This window comes from Flavobacterium nackdongense, assembly GCF_004355225.1.
Classification (GTDB): Bacteria; Bacteroidota; Bacteroidia; order Flavobacteriales; family Flavobacteriaceae; genus Flavobacterium; species Flavobacterium nackdongense.
The window spans coordinates 1744201-1761957 of sequence record NZ_CP037933.1; the positions used below are offsets into that span (position 1 = coordinate 1744201).

The 17757-nt window shown below is 35.5% G+C and carries 19 protein-coding genes and 1 pseudogene; 9 read left to right on the forward strand and 11 right to left on the reverse strand.

All coding sequences use genetic code 11. The features are described from left to right. Positions 1-48: 48 nt before the first annotated feature. Positions 49-2679: an alanine--tRNA ligase gene (gene alaS / locus E1750_RS07410; protein ID WP_133276166.1), complete on the reverse strand. Its 2631-nt coding sequence runs from the start codon at positions 2677-2679 to the stop codon at positions 49-51. Between the two features lie 391 nt (positions 2680-3070). Between alaS and E1750_RS07415 the strand changes: the two genes are divergently transcribed. The 7 genes from E1750_RS07415 (at position 3071) to E1750_RS07445 (ending at position 7810) form a co-directional block, all read left to right on the forward strand. After that, on the forward strand, positions 3071-4048 hold the full coding sequence (locus E1750_RS07415; RefSeq protein WP_133276167.1) for a M23 family metallopeptidase: 978 nt from the start codon (positions 3071-3073) through the stop codon (positions 4046-4048). A gap of 95 nt (positions 4049-4143) precedes the next feature. Beyond that, complete coding sequence (locus E1750_RS07420; protein WP_133276168.1) at positions 4144-4476, forward strand: MerR family transcriptional regulator; 333 nt, start codon at positions 4144-4146, stop codon at positions 4474-4476. A gap of 87 nt (positions 4477-4563) precedes the next feature. After that, positions 4564-5157, forward strand: coding sequence for a LemA family protein (locus E1750_RS07425; RefSeq protein ID WP_133276169.1), 594 nt, complete (start codon positions 4564-4566; stop codon positions 5155-5157). Positions 5158-5250: 93 nt separating this feature from the next. Next, positions 5251-5688 (forward strand): TPM domain-containing protein, encoded by a 438-nt coding sequence (locus E1750_RS07430; RefSeq protein WP_133276170.1) that lies wholly within the window; start codon positions 5251-5253, stop codon positions 5686-5688. Between the two features lie 3 nt (positions 5689-5691). Further along, a complete protein-coding gene (locus E1750_RS07435) occupies positions 5692-6528 on the forward strand; it encodes a TPM domain-containing protein (RefSeq protein ID WP_133276171.1) in 837 nt (278 codons plus the stop codon). 74 nt (positions 6529-6602) lie between these two features. Then, positions 6603-7016, forward strand: coding sequence for an RrF2 family transcriptional regulator (locus E1750_RS07440; protein WP_133276172.1), 414 nt, complete (start codon positions 6603-6605; stop codon positions 7014-7016). 65 nt (positions 7017-7081) lie between these two features. Continuing rightward, a complete protein-coding gene (locus E1750_RS07445; protein WP_133276173.1) occupies positions 7082-7810 on the forward strand; it encodes a DUF2490 domain-containing protein in 729 nt (242 codons plus the stop codon). 71 nt (positions 7811-7881) lie between these two features. Here E1750_RS07445 and E1750_RS07450 read toward each other — a convergent pair whose 3' ends face one another. The 3 genes from E1750_RS07450 to der form a co-directional block, all read right to left on the reverse strand. Further along, positions 7882-8325 carry a hypothetical protein gene (locus tag E1750_RS07450; RefSeq protein WP_133276174.1) on the reverse strand — a complete coding sequence of 148 codons (444 nt, stop codon included), beginning with the start codon at positions 8323-8325 and terminating at the stop codon, positions 7882-7884. A 61-nt stretch (positions 8326-8386) separates the two neighbouring features. Continuing rightward, positions 8387-11152 (reverse strand): outer membrane beta-barrel protein, encoded by a 2766-nt coding sequence (locus E1750_RS07455; protein ID WP_133276175.1) that lies wholly within the window; start codon positions 11150-11152, stop codon positions 8387-8389. A 155-nt stretch (positions 11153-11307) separates the two neighbouring features. Next, positions 11308-12618, reverse strand: a complete 1311-nt coding sequence (gene der, locus E1750_RS07460) for a ribosome biogenesis GTPase Der (protein WP_133276176.1) — start codon at positions 12616-12618, stop codon at positions 11308-11310. Between the two features lie 340 nt (positions 12619-12958). Between der and E1750_RS07465 the strand changes: the two genes are divergently transcribed. Both E1750_RS07465 and E1750_RS07470 read left to right on the forward strand, forming a co-directional pair. Further along, on the forward strand, positions 12959-13471 hold the full coding sequence (locus E1750_RS07465) for a hypothetical protein (RefSeq protein ID WP_133276177.1): 513 nt from the start codon (positions 12959-12961) through the stop codon (positions 13469-13471). Then, positions 13468-13767 (forward strand): type II toxin-antitoxin system RelE/ParE family toxin, encoded by a 300-nt coding sequence (locus E1750_RS07470; RefSeq protein ID WP_133276178.1) that lies wholly within the window; start codon positions 13468-13470, stop codon positions 13765-13767. The genes E1750_RS07465 and E1750_RS07470 overlap by 4 nt, the downstream gene beginning before the upstream one ends. Here E1750_RS07470 and E1750_RS07475 read toward each other — a convergent pair. The 7 genes and pseudogenes from E1750_RS07475 to E1750_RS07505 form a co-directional block, all read right to left on the reverse strand. Next, complete coding sequence (locus E1750_RS07475; protein WP_133276179.1) at positions 13744-14043, reverse strand: hypothetical protein; 300 nt, start codon at positions 14041-14043, stop codon at positions 13744-13746. The two genes, E1750_RS07470 and E1750_RS07475, sit on opposite strands and share 24 nt — an antisense overlap. Before the next feature lie 164 nt (positions 14044-14207). Next, positions 14208-14603 carry a hypothetical protein gene (locus E1750_RS07480; protein ID WP_133276180.1) on the reverse strand — a complete coding sequence of 132 codons (396 nt, stop codon included), beginning with the start codon at positions 14601-14603 and terminating at the stop codon, positions 14208-14210. Positions 14604-14647: 44 nt separating this feature from the next. Next, positions 14648-14773 (reverse strand): annotated as a pseudogene (locus E1750_RS17910) (GTPase Era); the annotation flags it as partial. A gap of 30 nt (positions 14774-14803) precedes the next feature. After that, on the reverse strand, positions 14804-15253 hold the full coding sequence (locus E1750_RS07490) for a PIN domain-containing protein (RefSeq protein WP_133276181.1): 450 nt from the start codon (positions 15251-15253) through the stop codon (positions 14804-14806). Next, on the reverse strand, positions 15250-15453 hold the full coding sequence (locus tag E1750_RS07495; protein WP_133276182.1) for a hypothetical protein: 204 nt from the start codon (positions 15451-15453) through the stop codon (positions 15250-15252). Before E1750_RS07495 ends, E1750_RS07490 begins: the two co-directional genes overlap by 4 nt. Before the next feature lie 88 nt (positions 15454-15541). Further along, the gene (gene era / locus E1750_RS07500) at positions 15542-16423 is read right to left on the reverse strand and encodes a GTPase Era (RefSeq protein WP_133276183.1); all 882 of its coding nucleotides are present in this window, start codon (positions 16421-16423) and stop codon (positions 15542-15544) included. 146 nt (positions 16424-16569) lie between these two features. Beyond that, a complete protein-coding gene (locus E1750_RS07505) occupies positions 16570-17640 on the reverse strand; it encodes an aldose epimerase family protein (protein WP_227873979.1) in 1071 nt (356 codons plus the stop codon). Between the last annotated feature and the right edge of the window lie 117 nt (positions 17641-17757).

Below are 17757 nucleotides of genomic sequence, written 5' to 3' on the forward strand. Positions count from 1 at the left end.
ACATTCAATTGTCAAACCCTTTGTTAGTTATTATATTTAATTGAATTTTTACTTCACAAAATCAATAGCTTTTGCCAAAGCTTCAGGAATTCCTGTCACATTTTTTCCTCCTGCCGTAGCGAAAAATGGTTGACCTCCTCCTCCGCCTTGAATGAATTTACCCAATTCACGAACCACCTGCCCTGCGTTCAAATTTTTATCGGCAACTAATTCTTTCGAAATATAGCAACTCAACATTGGTTTGTCTTCGGTGGTTGTGGCCAAAACTAGGAAAATATTGGCACCTAAAGTTCCCAGCTCATACGCCAAATCTTTAGCTCCTTCCGGACTCAAATCGACTTGTTTTGCCAAGAATTGAATTCCATTAATTTCCTGTAATTCTTGAGCCAATTCGCCTTTCATATTTTTGGCTTTGTCTTTCAACAGTCCTTCTAATTGTTTTTTCAATTTCGCATTGTCGTCTTGTAGCGATTGAACGGCTTTGATCACATCTTGAGGATTTTTCAATGCATTCTTAACGGCTATCAAAGTGCTTTCTTGGTTTTCAAAATACGTTTGCACCGCATCGCTAGTAATCGCTTCGATACGACGAATTCCCGCTGCCACTGCACCTTCCGAAACAATTTTGAAATGCCAAATTTCGGCGGTATTCTTCACGTGAATTCCACCACACAACTCCATACTTTCACCAAATTTGATGGCGCGAACAGTGTCGCCATATTTTTCTCCAAACAAAGCCATTGCGCCTTCGTCTAAAGCTTGCTGGATAGGAATACTTCTTCTTTCGATCAAAGGCAATTGTTCTTGAATTCTTGCATTCACAAAATCTTCTACCTGACTTAATTCCTCGTCTGTCATTTTAGAAAAATGAGAAAAGTCGAAGCGCAGCGCTTTCGGATTAACCAAAGATCCTTTTTGCTCTACGTGAGTTCCCAAAACAGTCCGCAACGCTTGATGCATCAAGTGGGTCGCCGAGTGATTTGCAGCCGATTTGCGTCTTAAATCTGGGCCAACAATAACTTTGAAAATTTCGCTTAAATTCTCAGGCAATTCTTTGGCAAAATGAATGATCTGGTTGTTTTCCTTTTTGGTATCAATGATATAAATCACATCTCCGTTGGCGGTTTCCAGCACTCCAACATCTCCAACCTGTCCTCCTCCTTCTGGATAAAATGGCGTCATATTGAACACCAATTGGTAAATTTCACCGTCTTTTACACTATCTACTTTTCTGTATTTGGTAATTTTAACTTTGGCTTCGGTATAATCGTAGCCTATAAATTCTTGCTCATCATCATCCGCTAAAATTTGCCAATCTCCCGCTTTTACTTTGGATGCTGCACGAGAACGTTCCTTTTGTTTTTGCAATTCGGCTTCGAAAGCGGTTTCATCTAAACTCAATCCTTTTTCCGAAAGAATCAAAGCCGTCAGGTCGATTGGAAAACCATAAGTATCAAACAATTCGAAAGCTTTTTTTCCAGAAATAACGGTGTCATTTGAATTGGTAATAATGTTTTCCAATAAAACCAAACCTTGATCCAAAGTTCTTAAAAAAGAATTTTCTTCTTCGCGAATCACGTTGCTGCAAAGTGTTTTTTGTGATTTTATTTCTGGGAATGAATCTCCCATTTGGTGACTCAATGTTTCGACCAATTTAAAAATAAAAGGTTCTTTGGTACCCAAAAACGTAAAACCGTAACGAATGGCGCGACGCAAAATTCTACGAATCACATAACCTGCACCCGTATTCGAAGGCAACTGACCATCGGCAATAGCGAACGCTACAGCACGAACGTGATCGGCAATCACACGAATGGCAATATTTACTTTATCTTCTTGTTCATTGGAAGCCTTGATCGTGTATTTTGTTCCGGTGATTAACTCGATTTCTTTGATAAGCGGCGTGAAAACATCCGTATCATAATTCGATTGAACGCCTTGCAAAACCATACACAATCTTTCGAATCCCATTCCAGTATCGACGTGTTGTGCTGGTAATTTTTCTAACGAACCATCGGCTTTACGGTTGAATTCCATAAAAACGTTATTCCAAATCTCGACTACGTGAGGATGGTCATTGTTTACCAATGATTTTCCAGAAACCAATGCTTTTTCTTCGGCAGAACGAATGTCTACGTGAATTTCGGAACACGGGCCACAAGGTCCTTGATCACCCATTTCCCAGAAATTGTCTTTTTTGTTTCCTAGAATTATACGGTCTTCATCGATTAAGGTTTTCCAAATATCATAGGCTTCTTGGTCGAAAGGCACGTTTTCGTCTGCATTTCCTTCAAAAACGGAAACGTATAAAATGTCTTTTGGTATTTTATAGACTTCGGTCAACAATTCCCAAGCCCAGTTGATGGCTTCTTTTTTGAAATAATCGCCAAAGGACCAGTTGCCCAACATTTCGAACATCGTATGGTGGTAAGTGTCAATTCCAACTTCCTCCAAATCATTATGCTTTCCTGAAACGCGAAGACATTTTTGCGTATCGGCAATTCTTTTGCTTTTCGGTGTTCCGTTGCCAAGGAAATATTCCTTGAACTGTGCCATTCCCGAGTTGTTGAACATCAGGGTTGGATCATTTTTAAGCACTATCGGAGCTGAAGGAACGATTAAGTGTCCTTTGCTTTCGAAAAAATCTAGAAATTGTTTGCGTACGTCTTGTGATTTCATAATATCATTGCGAGGAATGAAGCAATCTCATCCTCATTTTTTAGTTATTTGCCACTAATGCTTTAAGGCACAGAGTTTTTTATTTGTCTTTTTGTCATTTTGCCCCAGATAATAGTGGAAAGCTTCGAAGTTTTGAAATCTATTTTTTCTTGAGATGGCAGAGCGACCAAAGGAAGCTCCTGCTGGCTCATTAGAAAAAAAGATTTTCAAGACGAGAACTTGCAACGAATAGCTGGAAAAGGCACGAAAAAAAGTTTGCAGTTGGCAGATTTCAGTTGGCAGATTTTGGCCTTTTGATAAAATTATGCAAAAAGACGAGAAAAACCTGAAACATTTATTAAATTTGTTCGACTAACTTTTTTCGATGTGCAAAAATAGGGTATTTTAAAATATGGCGAAAGTAAAATATTATTACGATTCCGAAAATCTAGCCTATAGAAAGATTATTACTAAAACGAGAAAGAAAATTGGCGTTGTTTTTTTGTTTTTAGTGGCCTCGGCCTTGTTTGGTTTTTTAAGTGTAGTGTTTTTGCTGAATACTCCATATTTTGAAACCCCGAAAAACAGAATTCAGGCGAGAGAACTTGAAAATTTGAAAATTCGTTATGCCATTTTGAATAAAAAAATAGATCAAATTGAAAATGTAATTGACCAAATCGAGGATCGCGACAACAATTTGTATCGGGTCTATTTTAACGCTTCGCCTATCGCGCTCGAGGAACGTAAATCAGGTTATAAGGGAGCGAATCGCTATAAGGAATTAGAAGGATTTGACAATTCAAAATTGGTGATGTACACTACCAAAAGAATCGATGTCCTTCAAAAAGAGCTTGCTATTCAGTCGAAATCGTTGGATGAAATTTTGAAAATGGCCAAAGCAAAAGATAAATTATTGGCTGCGATTCCTGCAATTCAGCCAGTGAAAAATGAAAATTTGAAAAGTATGGTTTCTGGTTTTGGATATCGAACAGATCCTTTTACCAAGGCTAGAAAAATGCACGAGGGAATGGATTTTACAGCCAAAACAGGAACACCAATATTTGCCACAGGTGATGGAGTTGTAGAAAGAGCCGATAACACCGCTTCGGGATTTGGCAATCACATCGTAATTCGACACGGATTTGGATATGAAACTTTATATGCGCACCTTAGCAAATACAAATGTAGAGCGGGTCAACGTATTCAGCGAGGTGACATTATAGGTTATGTAGGAAGCACAGGAAGGTCAGAAGGGCCTCATTTGCATTATGAAGTGCACAAAAATGGGAAAGTAGTGAATCCGTTGAACTTTTATTACGGCAATATTTCGGCGGTGGAATATGTTGCTATTGCACAATTAGCCGATCAGGAAAATCAGTCGTTTGACTAGTAAAAGCTGGGAGAGGGAAGTTTGAAGAGGGAAGTTTGAAGAGGGAAGTTTGAAGAGGGAGGAATTTACAAAAATAATTGAACTAAATCATAGATATGCACATAGAGTTATCCAAAGACAAAAGATATTACAGCATTGGGGAATTGGCTAAAGCCTTTGATGTCAATGCTTCACTTATTCGCTTTTGGGATAGTGAATTTGACATCCTGAAACCCAAGAAAAATGCCAAAGGCAACCGGATGTTTACACCCGAAGATGTGAAAAATCTGCAATTGATATATCATTTGGTGAAAGAAAGAGGCTTCACGCTCGAAGGTGCCAGAACACATTTGAAAGAAGGACAAAAGAAAACATTGGACAAGTTTGACATTATCAGCAAACTGGAAAGCATAAAAGTACAGTTGACGAATATCAAGAATGAACTATAGATTTTTGATTGCAGATTTTTGATTGCAGATTTTTGATTGCAGATTTTAAAAACAGAAAATAAATACTAAACTTTAAATTAAACAAAAATGGATTTTAAAAAATTTTTACCTTGGATTATTGGAGCAGTCGTGATTTTCGGAATTTATGGCTGGGTTAAAGGAATAAACAACACTGCAGTGACTTTAGATCAAACTGTAGAACAATCTTGGGGTGACGTACAAACGTCTTACCAAAGAAGAAATGACCTTATAGGCAACTTGGTAAATACCGTAAAAGGAGCTGCTGATTTCGAGAAAGGAACTTTGACAGCCGTAATCGAGGCTAGAGCAAAAGCTACATCAGTAACTGTGGATCCAAAAAATATTACACCGGAGCAATTGGCACAATTTAACCAAGCACAAAGTGGTGTAAGTAGTTCATTATCTAAATTATTATTAACTGTTGAAGCCTATCCAGAATTGAAAGCCAATGCGAATTTCTTGAAACTACAAGACGAATTGGCAAGTACAGAGAATCAAATTCTAACAGCTAGAACGCGTTTTAACGAAGCGGTTAAACCGTATAACACGCATATTAAAACCTTTCCAAATTCATTGTTCGCAGGGATTTTTGGATTTAAAGAAAAAGCTTATTTTCAAGCAGTTGCAGGAGCTGAAAAACCAGTTGAAGTAAAATTCTAAAAACGATTTCAGATTTTCGATTAACGATTTTTGATTTTAGAGGTTTTAATTCTGTAATCAAAAATCGTTTATCTTCATTCAAAAATTTCACCAATGTCAAAAGTAGAAGATTTTTTAACCAAAGAAGAAGAACAAGCGATTGTTGAAGCTATCCGTATGGCTGAAAAAGAAACTTCTGGCGAAATTCGAGTTCATATAGAAAAAACAACTTCCAAAGCTCATTATGACCGAGCTTTGGAAGTTTTTCACGATTTAGGAATGGATGCCACCGAACTCAAAAATGGGGTTTTGATTTATGTTGCCGTAGAAGATCATCAATTTGTAATTTGTGGTGACAAAGGCATCAACGAAGTTGTTCCTGCCGATTTCTGGGATTGTACCAAAGATGTTATGGCGACCCAATTCAAGTCTGGAAACTTCAAGCAAGGATTAATAGACGGAATCACAAGAGCTGGTGAAAAATTGCAACACTACTTCCCTTATCACGAAAGTGACACGAATGAATTATCAAACGAAATATCTAAAGGTTAAAAAATGAAAAATTCCAAAAATATAATTCCAAATTCTACAGGGATTTTTCCGTTTACCTTTTTTTTACTTGGTTTTTTTACTTTCACTGTCAGTTTTGCACAATTTACAATTCCAGAAAAACCTAGTTTTCAAACTTCGGTTTATGATTATGCCAAGGTGCTAAGTGCAGATGAAAAAGCACAATTAGAAGAAAAACTCATTCGCTATTCTGATTCGACAACGACTCAAATTGTAGTCATTACCATCGAAAGTCTGAAAGGCGAAGATGTAAGTCTTTTAGCCACAAAATGGGGACAAACTTGGGGGATTGGCGGAACAGAAAAAGACGATAACGGCGTCGTTATTTTATTGGCAAAAGCCGAAAGAAAAATTGCCATCAACCCTGGCTATGGATTGGAAGACCGACTGACAGCTGGTATTGGCGGTGAAATAATCAGAAACATTATCATTCCTGAATTTAAAGCCGGAAGTTATTACAGAGGTTTAGACAAAGGTGCCGATGCGCTGTTTGATGTTTTCAAAGGCAAATACAAAGGCGAGAGAAAACAAAATAAAAACAAAAATTTTCCAATTTTACCACTGATTATCATTGTGGTAATTATTCTCGTTCTTGCTTCCAAAAATAAAAGAGGCGGAGGAGGAAATTCAGGAAATTCTGGCGGTGGCGGACCAAGTTTGCTAGATGTCATTATTTTAAGTAATTTGGGTCGTGGCGGATTTGGCGGCGGTTCCGGCGGATTTGGCGGAGGCTCTTCTGGAGGAGGATTTGGTGGTGGCGGCTTTGGAGGCGGTTTCGGCGGAGGAGGATTTTCTGGCGGTGGAAGCAGCGGAAGTTGGTAGAATTAAGTAATCGGTATTCGGTCCCGAGGCTTCGGGATTAGTATTCAGTCTATAAACCATCCTATTTAAAATTAATGCTATCACAAAAAACAAAATATGCGCTTAAAGCTTTGCTATTTTTAGCCCAGCAAGAGGAAGGTTATATTGCCCGAACTGTTGAAATTGCTGAAGCTGCCAATATTCCCAAAAAGTTTTTGGAACAAATCTTATTGGAGCTTAAAAGGGGGCATTTTGTGAGTAGCAAACAAGGAAAATTAGGCGGTTACTATCTCATAAAATCCAAAAACACCATCACACTGGCGGATATTCATCGCTTATTTGATGGTGCAATTGCGCTTCTTCCTTGTGCTTCCTTAAATTTTTACGAGCCTTGTTTGGACTGCAAAACCGAGTCGGAATGCCTATTAAGACTAGGATTTATTGCCGTTCGAGAAAAGACCTTGGCCGCGATGGAAAGTATTACCATTGCTTCTTTGATTAATAAATAAAAAATATTTTTAAACTCTACCATTTTTATAGAATTAATTATATATTTGCCGTCAAATTTAAAAAAATGAGGCATTTAAGAATTTATTATTTAGTATTTATTTGTTTTACTTTACATGCCCAAACCGAAAAAAATGTAGATCACCAAAGTTTGCTTTGGACCCGATATTACAATATTTTGACCTTAAACGACAAATGGACTGTACATTCTGAATTTGACAATCGTATCTTTTTAAACCCAGTCAAAGAAAACCTATATGAGTTTCGAATTCAAGGGCGGTTTAAAATGAATCCTGAAATTGAACTAGGAGCGGGATTTGCCTATTTTTCTACCGCTACTCAAGATCCCGAGATCCAACCTGACTTTAATCTGCCTGAATACCGTGGTCAACAAGATTTGATTTGGAAGCAAGAGTTTAAGAACTTTAGTTTGCAACAACGTTTTCAGGTGGAAGAACGATTTTTTCAAAATGCAAATAAGGAGGAATTACTGCCAGGAACGACTTTTTTTTGGAGATTTAGATATCGAATTCAAGGAGATTATACTTTTTGGAAAAAAGAACATCAATTTCTTAAAGCCATTATTTATGACGAACTAATGATCAATGGCGGAAAAAATATAATAAAAAATACCTTTGACCAAAACCGAATTTATGCTGCCTTACATTATGGTGTTAACAAAAATATCGCCATTGAATTGGGTTATTTAAAGAGTTTTCAACAACGTGCCAGCGGCGTTGATTATTTTGACCGGGACATCATTCGCTTTACATTTTTTCACAAAATTTATCTGTAAAAGACAGCCTAAAAAAAGTCCCTTCTTACAATATAAGTTGGGACTTTTCAGCAAAATTAAAAAAGGTTTCTTTATTCTCCCGCTTTTTGTTTTTGCAGGTCCTGCATTTTTGCTTTTCCAGCTTCTTGCATTGCTTGGTATTTTACAAATTGATCTGGAGTCAATATGGCTTTAATCTTGTTGTCGGTTGCTTCTTTATCTGCCATACGTTTTTTTCTCATCTCCTTTTTATCCGCATCTGAAAGCTCAACATTATTCTCTTTATTGGCTTTCATTTGAGCTCGCATTGCGTCCATTTTCACACTTTGCTCTGCAATAATCGGTTTGATTTGCGCTTGTTGTTTCGCATCTAAATTCAATTCGGTAGTCATTTTAGCCAACATAGCTTCGTTTCTTTGCTCGGGAGATTTCATTTCTTTCGAACCTTTTTCTTTTTTGTTTTTAGGAGCATTTGCTTCTTGCGAATAATTAGAAACTCCAACTAGTAGTAGTACTGCAATAAATAAATTTTTCATTTTATGTTTTTTTTAAGTTATACTTTTTAGACACTGCAATTAAAAAATGGTTTAATTGAGATTAAATTTCATCCTCGTCTTTCTGCTTTTCACGTTCCTTGCCCTTTTTCTTTTTACCGCGAAATTCTCCCATTTTATAAGTTAGTGAAAACATAGCATAGCGTTTGAGAACTGTATTTTCTTCATCGCGAATTGCTGTGGGCGACAAATTTCGGGTAACGCTTTGATTCTGATTTAAAACATCATAGACTTTCATTTTCAACATCATCTTCTTATCAAAAAAACTATACGACAAACTGGTATTCCACAAAAAGAAATCCTTTTTGAATTCACTTGAAATATTAGAATTGTAAGTATAACCAAAATCATTCCCGAAAACCCAATTTTCTGGCCAATAGGTAGTCGTTTGCAAATTTACATTGTGCAAAACAGTCGAATTGGCATCGATCAAATAATTTTCATATCGAGTCTCGTTGTAAGTAAACCGATACGAGGGCGCAATAGTTAAAAGTTCTCCATAATCATAACTTCCATAAATTCCAGGCGTCACTCTAATGGCACGAGTACTAAAAAATACCGCATTTGTAAATCCTTTGTCAAAAGAATAATTTCCATTTAAAGAAAGACCATACCGCAGGACGTGAGCCTCTTTTTTGATGCTCTGATTCCAGTTTCCGCCAAATGAGGTCGAAAAAGTATCATCGATATTGAAATAAGTAGTGGTTTTTTTTCCATTGGCATCAAATATCGCAGTCGATACGATTTCATTCTGATAAAAATCTGATTTTAAATAAATATTATAGCCTGTTCGAGCTCTAAAATTATAGTTTTTGAAACTAATACTAGCCGTTTGCGTTTCAGTGGGATTCAAATTTGGATTACCAATAATGGTGTTTAACGGATTTGCCAAATTCGCAACAGGCATCAATTGCAATGGCGTGGGAAGCGAATTACTATAATCGTATTTCATCGAGAAATACTTAGAACGACTTATTTTATATCTAATTTGTACATTGGTAAAGGGAAGAAAATACTTTTGATTCAAATCTGTTGCTTTATTCAAGTACAAGGAATGATTGTCATAATCCGTCACAGAGGTACTCGAATTGAAATTAAAGGTGTACTTGTTTTTCTCGTAAGTCACACCCACTTTCGGCCGCACCGAATTTCGACTTGACGATAAAAAATTAGATTGCGACTCATTTAAATCGGTATAGGATTGGGACGCACTATCAAAATCATAGGTTTTCAAGTCATTTTCGTCCCTACTCCAATCTAAATCTACTCCAACTCTAACACGCAAAGAGTCCGTAATTGGTTCTGTAAATTCTAAATCGGCTGAATACGACCCTAAAGTTGTGTTGGTCAAACTATTCTGATTTCGCTCAATATTGGGTCTGTTATTTACAAAAAAAACAGTTTTGGAGACAATCAATGCGTCGGAATCATTCGCACTATTGGTGTTGGTAAAAACAAAACTTAGATTTCGGGACTTTTTCTTGAACACTTTATTGAAATTGATGGTGTTCCCAAAAAGAAAATTATTGTTGTCTCTGGTTGATCTTGAATCACTTTCATTTAATGCCTCTCCTTTATCGTTTTGAGTATCACTGGAAAAAATAGTGCTATTATTTGAATGACCTTGACTTAAATTTGGTGTAAAGATCAGTCTCGTTGTAGGGTTTATTTTATATTCTAATTCAAAATTTGTTTTATTGGTAGTATTTTCGTTTTTAGTTTTAGATTCTGAATCGGTTATATTGGCTCCCGCCGGCAAAAAGTTAAGTTGTTTTGCTTTGCTTTCATTGGTGTTCGTAGTATTCTTAAAATCATAGCTTCCTACTGCTTCCATTTTTTTCGACCATTCGTCAGAATAACTGAAGCCGGCAATATTAGATTGTGTAATACCCTTTCCTCCTGCCGATGCTGTAACATCTTTTCTGTTATTCCGTCCTCCTCCCATATTATCAAACACGTCGTCCATCGAAAAACCAGTTGCATTTATGTTATTAGAGGAAGCGAGAACACTTATTTTCTGTTTGTTATTAAAAAAGTTTAAAATAAAGCTACTCTCATACCGATCACTAGACCCGTACCCCGCTAAAAATTTACCAAAAACACCTTTGTTTTTCTTTTCGTCAATTGTAATATTGATGCTCGCAAAGTCGGAAGTTGATTCTTGTTTTGCCAATTCTTCTTTTTTGGTTTTGAAATCGGAGACCTGAATTTTACTGATAATGTCCGCCGGCAAATTTTTCAATGCCATTGCACCGTCTTTATCAAAAAATGGCTTGCCGTTGACCAAAAACTGAGTCACATCTTTGCCGTTTACGGTGATTTTACCATCACTATCAATATCAACTCCGGGCAATTGCTTTAATAAGGTTTCTACATTGGCATCCGGACGGACTTTAAATGAGGCAGCATTAAATTCTAAGGTATCTTTTTTTATTCGAACCGGAACTTCCTGTACAATAACAACATCATTCAAGGCGTATTTGTTGTTTAATAAATATAATTTTCCGAAATTTTTATTTTCTAAAAGGCTAGGTTGTTCTTCGACAAAAGTCTGATAATCCGTATGATTTACTTTTAAAAAAACTGGGGTTTCGTATTTTTTTGTATTCAATTTAAATACCCCATTTTTATCCGTAGTAGTATAATCAATTACCGTCGAATCTTTAACATTTGAAAAAAATACGGTAGCAAACTCAATAGGCAATTGAGTATTGATGTCTAAAACGGTTCCGCTGACATTGATATCATTTTGCGCATTTGACGTAAGTAAAAAAAAGAAAAGTATAGAAAAACAAAAATATTTAGACATGTAGAATTCAGGATAAAAAAGACTTTGACTCAGAAAAAGCACAAAGGTTTAAAGATAAATATAAAACATTAATACAAACGTTTTTTTTAGTAAAAATCGTATCCCTTTTACCTACTATTACCCATAAAAAATCCCGATGGCTCGGGATTTCAAGTTTATTTTTCTCTAATATAAATATCGATGGGAACTCCTGAGAAATCCCAGTTTTCTCTGATTTTGTTTTCAAGATACCGTTTGTAAGGTTCCTTTACATATTGCGGCATATTGGCAAAAAACACAAATTGTGGTGTTAATGTTGGCAATTGCATACAATATTTGATTTTCACATATTTTCCTTTTGTCGCTGGCGGTGGATAGGCTTCAATCACTTTCAACATAAATTCATTGAATTTTGAAGTGGCGATTCGTTGTTGACGGTTTTCATAAACTTGTACGGTAGCTTCCAGGGCTTTCAACAAACGTTGTTTGGTCAATGCCGAAACAAAAAGAATAGGCACATCGGTAAATGGCATCAATTCTTTTCGGATTTTTTCTTCGTAATCACGGGTAGACATCGTGTCTTTTTCGACCAAATCCCATTTGTTTACCAAAATCACGACACCTTTTCGGTTTTTTTCGGCTAGCCAAAAAATACTTTGATCTTGACCTTCGAATCCACGAGTGGCATCAATTACTAAAATGCAAATATCGGCGTGTTCAATGGCTCGAACCGAACGCATCACGGAATAAAATTCCAAATCTTCTTTCACTTTCGCTTTGCGTCGAATTCCGGCAGTATCGACCAAGTTAAATTCAAATCCAAAACGGTCGAATTTGGTATCGATCGCATCACGAGTAGTTCCCGCAATGTCCGTCACCATAAAACGATCTTTTCCAATCAATGCATTAATAAAGCTTGATTTTCCAGCATTCGGACGACCCACAACGGCAAAACGAGGCAAAACTACTTCTTCTTTTGCAGGTTCAGGTTTGTCTGGAAAAGCATCGATCAAAGCATCTAATAAATCCCCTGTTCCACTTCCAGAAATGCTGGCAAATGTAAAATATTCGCCCAACCCAAGGTTATAAAATTCGACCGCATCTTTTTCGCGCATCGCATTATCAACCTTATTTACAGCCAATAAAACTGGCTTTGTAATCTTGCGCAACATTTTGGCTACAGCATCATCCATTGGCGTTATGCCTTCTTCGACATCCACCACAAAAATAATGACATCGGCCTCATCGATGGCCAATTCTACTTGCTTACGGATTTCACCTTCGAAAACGTCATCCGATCCACGGACATATCCTCCGGTATCAATTACAGAAAATTCTTTTCCGTTCCACTCGCTTTTACCGTAGTTTCTGTCTCGGGTCACCCCAGATACTGAATCTACAATAGCTTCTCTTCTTTGTATCAGCCTATTAAAAAGGGTTGATTTCCCCACATTAGGTCTTCCTACTATCGCAACAATATTATTCATTTTTTTGATTTTAGATTGCAGATTTTAGATTTTAGATTTTGGCTAACCAAAATCATTATGCGCTTAAAATCAAACAATAAAGTATTTTTAATTTTTTGCAAAGGTAGTGTTAAATACCATACTATCAATTTTTTTACTATTTTGCAGTGCTTTTAACTTAAATTCATTTTTTTTAAAGTTAAACCACATAGAAAAATGATTTTTTTAATAGAAAGTCGCTTCGCTTAACATAGTGTTCAAAACTATGTGTAAATAAAATACCTATTAAAACCTGTAATTTATGTTTTTCTATTAAATCTATGTGGTTTAAAATAATAGTCTAACCTAAAAAATTGTTGTTATGGATGCCAATAATGAAATCAGACTTCGGCTTCGATTTTACAAAGATGTGAATGAAAACATTGCGTCCGTACGTCAAAAATTCGAGCAATTTAAACTGACGAATTCCAAAGATTATCATTTAAAAACGAAACACAATCACATTTGGATAAATATGCCCGAATCTAAACGCGAATATTGGTCACCTCATTTGCACTTGGAATTGGAAGCCAAAGAAAATAACGAAACTCACATCCGAGGATTGTTTGGTCCAGACCCTACGTTGTGGACGCTTTTTATGTTTCTGCACTTTATGGTAGCGGGAATTTTTGTGATTTTCAGCGCCATCGCCTACTCCGACTATGTCTTAAAACAACCCACCGCGATGGATTTGATCGTGATGTTGCTAATGGTTATCGTTTGGTTTTTGCTGTATTTCATCGCAAGACAAATCCGATTCCAAGGCAATGGACAAATGAATGAATTGGAAGCAAAGTTTTTGGAGATTTTGGAATTAAAAGAGCCAACTTTATGAAAATCATTTGGACAGAAACCGCTTTAGAAAGTTTTGAAGAAATTGTAGACTACATAAGTAACAAATTCACTCTGAAAGAAGCCAATGATTTCTTGGACAAAACAGAAGCTTCGTTGATAATTATTTCCAATAATTTGGAAGTAGGAAGTCAATATAAAAAAACAAAGTACAGACAGTTTTTAATTGCAAAACAAACCTACTTATTCTATAAAATCGAGAACAAAATTATTTATTTGTCGGTTTTTTGGAATAATGCTAAGAATCCAATAGGCTTAAACACGATACTTAGAACGTAATTTTGCCATAACAACATTGTGTTCCATAACTCTTCCTGACTTTATATCTTCCTCGCTTTTTTGAAGTTTTTGCAATAAAACTTCCTCTGGAAATAGCAATTCTGTGATTTTTTTTATTTCTTGAGGCGTAAAGTTATTTTCTTTTAATTTGCGATAATAAGTAGCATTTTTTAAATTCAAGTTTTGAATAAAATATTCTGCCTTGAAATACGAATTACTCACTAAAGCAGGTAAATTAGAAACGTATTTATCATATTCTTCCACCAATTGTATCATAATACGAGATTTTTTATGTTACTATTTGACAAATATATAGATATTTTTTGAGAAAAAGTTTTTTTGGAGCTATTTCCAGCTTTACACCTCCATCTTTTTTTCGGTAAAAAAACCTCAAAAAAGGATTTTCGTTGTAATCGGGGCAATAATCTAATCGTAGAAAATTAATTAATTACTAAATTATAACCTTCGTTATTTTGCCCACTTGTAAAAAGCTTTTGCATTTGATCTTTTCTACATTTCAGAATCAATGTATCTCCGGAATAAATTTCAATCTCTTTAATGCCAAAATAGTCAGGTTTTATACCCTTTTTCATATCAAACATATACGTTTCAGAAGAATCAATTTTCACTTCATAGTCATCAAGGGTTTCTTCACCTACCATAAAACCTTTTTCAATATATTCTTTATTTAGTTTTTCAATCGCTACTTGATCAATTTTTACTTTTACAGTGATTTCATCCTTTCTATTGTTAATAATAAATGATGCAGCAGTTGGATCACAAGAAAATAAAAGTAATAAGAGTGATAAAAAAATTAAGTTTTTTACAAAATTCATAGAATTTCTATTTTTAGTTATATTTTTTTTGAAAACAAATCACATTACTGATTATACCCAAACCTTTTCAACATATTCGCGTTACTTCTCCAGTTTTTATTCACTTTTACATATAATTCAATATGGATTTGTTTGCCAAAAAATTGCTCTAAATCGGGGCGAGCTTCCATTCTTGCCTATTTTTAAAAACCTGAAAAAAATTATTTACTTCTTTTGATATTGCTCAACTCCAATAAATCAGAGGTATTCAGTACTTTCTTGAAACTAATTTCTTTTAGTCCGTTATAAAGAACTTTATCTCCTGTCCATAAAGTGGCTTTCAAAAATCTCGTTAATGCTACGAAATCTGTGTCATCAATATCGATATCTTTTGTGATTTTTTCTGAAGACAACCAAATTTCAATTGGAATAATTTCTTCGTTGATGAATTTTATTTTAGTAAGGATTTGTAAATAAGAAACTTCTAATTGGTCGTCTGATAATTTTGAGATTTTCTTTAATTTTTCCCAATGCTTCTGAATTTCAAATCGCATATAACTGCAACTATAAAATTCAAAATGTTTGCTGGAATTAAAAATTAAATCACCAATTATTCCATCAGAATTAAGAAGCGCACTGAAGATAATATTAGTGTCGACGACAATTTTCATTTAACCAATCGGTTTCTGTTCTCAGCCCACCACCCTTTTTTCACTTCTTGGGATAAAGCATCAACATCAGATTGTGTGGCTTTCGATTTGGAAGTCGCTTCTTTGTAGGTCAAATAGTCCACCAAACTTTGAAGTCCAGTAGTGTCAACAAAAGACGGAAGTCTAATAATTATTTCTTTATTTGTTCTTTCTATAAGCATTTTTACAACTATTTATTCTCAAAGTTAATCATTATTTTTAGAAACAGTTTGTTTTTTAAACTTTAAACCTGAAACTTTAAACAAAAAACTACTGATTATACCCAAACCTTTTCAACATATTCGCGTTGCTTCGCCAGTTTTTGTTGACTTTTACATACAATTCGATGTGAATTTGTTTGCCAAAAAATTTCTCTAAATCGGCACGAGCTTCCATTCCTACTTGTTTTAGGGCGATTCCTTTGTGACCAATAATGATTCCTTTTTGAGTTTCACGTTCCACCATAATCAGCGAACGAATTCGGATGATATTTTCGTCTTCGAAGAATTCTTCGGTTACGATTTCGACCGCGTATGGAATTTCTTTGCTGTAATTCAACAAGATTTTCTCACGGATGGTTTCGTTTACGAAGAAACGTTCTGGTTTATCTGTCAATTGATCTTTAGGATAATACGCGGGAGATTCGGGCAATAACGCGATGATTCTTTGAAAAACTTCGGGAACATTAAAATTTTGTAAAGCTGAAATGGGATAAATTTCGGCATTGGGAACTTTCTCTGTCCAGAAAGCAACTTGAGTTTCCAATTGCTCTTGATTGGAGTTATCAATTTTATTTAAAAGCAATAAAACTGGAATTTTGGAATGGATGATTTTATTGAAAAAAGCTTCGTCTTTCAACTCTTGCTCACCAATTTCGACCATATAAACCAAAATATCGGCATCTTCAAAAGCGGATTTCACGAAGTTCATCATCGATTCCTGCATTTCGTAAGCGGGCTTGATGATTCCGGGAGTATCTGACAAAATCAATTGAAAATCTTCGCCGTTTACGATGCCTAGAATTCTATGTCGAGTAGTTTGCGCTTTCGAGGTGATGATGGATAATCTTTCGCCCACGAAGGCATTCATCAAAGTGGATTTCCCCACATTTGGATTTCCGATGATATTTACAAAACCTGCTTTATGTGCCATAACATTATATTTTATAATTATAAAAAGCCACTCAGTAAAAATGGCTTTTCAATTCCTATTCCTAAAGAATGTCAACCCAAGAGGTTGTTTTTCGGCTACAAAGGTACAATGGAATCTACGATTTACAATATAAAATATATGCTGCTTTACTTAACTTCGAATTGATAAATTGTAGTTTGGCTATAGGTTTCGTTAGGATTCAATATTGTATTTGGGAAATTATCGTGATTTGGCGAGTCGGGAAAATGTTGCGTTTCGAGACAAAATCCTGAACGTTTTGGATAGGACTTGCCGTTTTTACCATTTTGAATGTTCAAATAATTCCCCGAATAAAATTGCACTCCCGGCTCAGTTGAATATACTTTCATTGTTATTCTTGAAGCAGAATCTGAAACAGTTGCAACTTGACTTAACACATCGTTTTCCTTATTTAAAACCCAATTATGATCGTATCCAATTCCTTGAATTAATTCGATATAATCATCTTCGATGCGTTCTCCTATTTTATGAGGCACTCGAAAATCCATTGGAGTGTTCGATACAGTCCGAATTTCTCCCGTCGGAATTGCACCGGCATCGGTTGGTGTAAAATAATCTGCATTTAATACCAAATCGTGCGAAGTAACAAGTCCCTCTCCAGCTCCTTTTAGATTGAAGTACGCGTGATTGGTCAGATTAATTACGGTTTTGGCATCTGTTTCAGCGGTGTAATCGATTCTTATTTCATTCTTATTAGTTAGCGAATAATTCACTTTTACTGTCAGATTTCCGGGATAGCCTTCTTCCCCATCAACTGAAAGATACGCAAGCTCGAGACATTCTTCGTCATTTTCATTTGCAAAAAGCCTTGCTTTCCAAACCACTTTATCGAAACCCTTTTGCCCACCGTGGAGTGCGTTTTCCCCGTTATTTACAGCTAATGAATAGTCTGTCCCATCCAGCATAAACCTACCTTTTGCAATTCTATTAGCATAACGACCGGCTATAACTCCAAGGTAAAAATCATCTTTTAGATAATCATCAATTGAGTCATACCCCAAAACGACATCTAGGGCGGAATTATCCGTTATAGGCACAAAACACGAGACAATTCTTGCTCCATAATTGGTGATTTGACAAACAAAACCGTTCTTGTTTTTCAAATTGAACAGAGCAACTTCCTGGTTGTCTATTTGCTTTTTAAAATTTTCGTTAGATACAATTGTATTCTTCATCATTTTTTTAATATCAATTTTGTCTTCCATACTTTGCGAAAAGGTCGCAACCAATTTGCTGAAAAAAGAAAAACTTCAGCATAAAAAATACGCTGAAGTTTTCTGTTCCATTAATTTAAA

Excerpts from the sequence above, each read along its gene's own strand:
- E1750_RS07455 (WP_133276175.1), bottom strand. The coding sequence starts at position 11,152 with ATGTCTAAATATTTTTGTTTTTCTATACTTTTCTTTTTTTTACTTACG.
- E1750_RS07450 (WP_133276174.1), bottom strand. The coding sequence starts at position 8,325 with ATGAAAAATTTATTTATTGCAGTACTACTACTAGTTGGAGTTTCTAAT.
- E1750_RS07425 (WP_133276169.1), top strand. The coding sequence starts at position 4,564 with ATGGATTTTAAAAAATTTTTACCTTGGATTATTGGAGCAGTCGTGATT.
- E1750_RS07475 (WP_133276179.1), bottom strand. The coding sequence starts at position 14,043 with ATGATACAATTGGTGGAAGAATATGATAAATACGTTTCTAATTTACCT.
- der (WP_133276176.1), bottom strand. The coding sequence starts at position 12,618 with ATGAATAATATTGTTGCGATAGTAGGAAGACCTAATGTGGGGAAATCA.
- E1750_RS07430 (WP_133276170.1), top strand. The coding sequence starts at position 5,251 with ATGTCAAAAGTAGAAGATTTTTTAACCAAAGAAGAAGAACAAGCGATT.
- E1750_RS07440 (WP_133276172.1), top strand. The coding sequence starts at position 6,603 with ATGCTATCACAAAAAACAAAATATGCGCTTAAAGCTTTGCTATTTTTA.
- E1750_RS07490 (WP_133276181.1), bottom strand. The coding sequence starts at position 15,253 with ATGAAAATTGTCGTCGACACTAATATTATCTTCAGTGCGCTTCTTAAT.
- alaS (WP_133276166.1), bottom strand. The coding sequence starts at position 2,679 with ATGAAATCACAAGACGTACGCAAACAATTTCTAGATTTTTTCGAAAGC.
- E1750_RS07415 (WP_133276167.1), top strand. The coding sequence starts at position 3,071 with ATGGCGAAAGTAAAATATTATTACGATTCCGAAAATCTAGCCTATAGA.
- E1750_RS07480 (WP_133276180.1), bottom strand. The coding sequence starts at position 14,603 with ATGAATTTTGTAAAAAACTTAATTTTTTTATCACTCTTATTACTTTTA.
- E1750_RS07470 (WP_133276178.1), top strand. The coding sequence starts at position 13,468 with ATGAAAATCATTTGGACAGAAACCGCTTTAGAAAGTTTTGAAGAAATT.
- era (WP_133276183.1), bottom strand. The coding sequence starts at position 16,423 with ATGGCACATAAAGCAGGTTTTGTAAATATCATCGGAAATCCAAATGTG.
- E1750_RS07420 (WP_133276168.1), top strand. The coding sequence starts at position 4,144 with ATGCACATAGAGTTATCCAAAGACAAAAGATATTACAGCATTGGGGAA.
- E1750_RS07465 (WP_133276177.1), top strand. The coding sequence starts at position 12,959 with ATGGATGCCAATAATGAAATCAGACTTCGGCTTCGATTTTACAAAGAT.
- E1750_RS07505 (WP_227873979.1), bottom strand. The coding sequence starts at position 17,640 with ATGATGAAGAATACAATTGTATCTAACGAAAATTTTAAAAAGCAAATA.
- E1750_RS07435 (WP_133276171.1), top strand. The coding sequence starts at position 5,692 with ATGAAAAATTCCAAAAATATAATTCCAAATTCTACAGGGATTTTTCCG.
- E1750_RS07445 (WP_133276173.1), top strand. The coding sequence starts at position 7,082 with ATGAGGCATTTAAGAATTTATTATTTAGTATTTATTTGTTTTACTTTA.
- E1750_RS07495 (WP_133276182.1), bottom strand. The coding sequence starts at position 15,453 with ATGCTTATAGAAAGAACAAATAAAGAAATAATTATTAGACTTCCGTCT.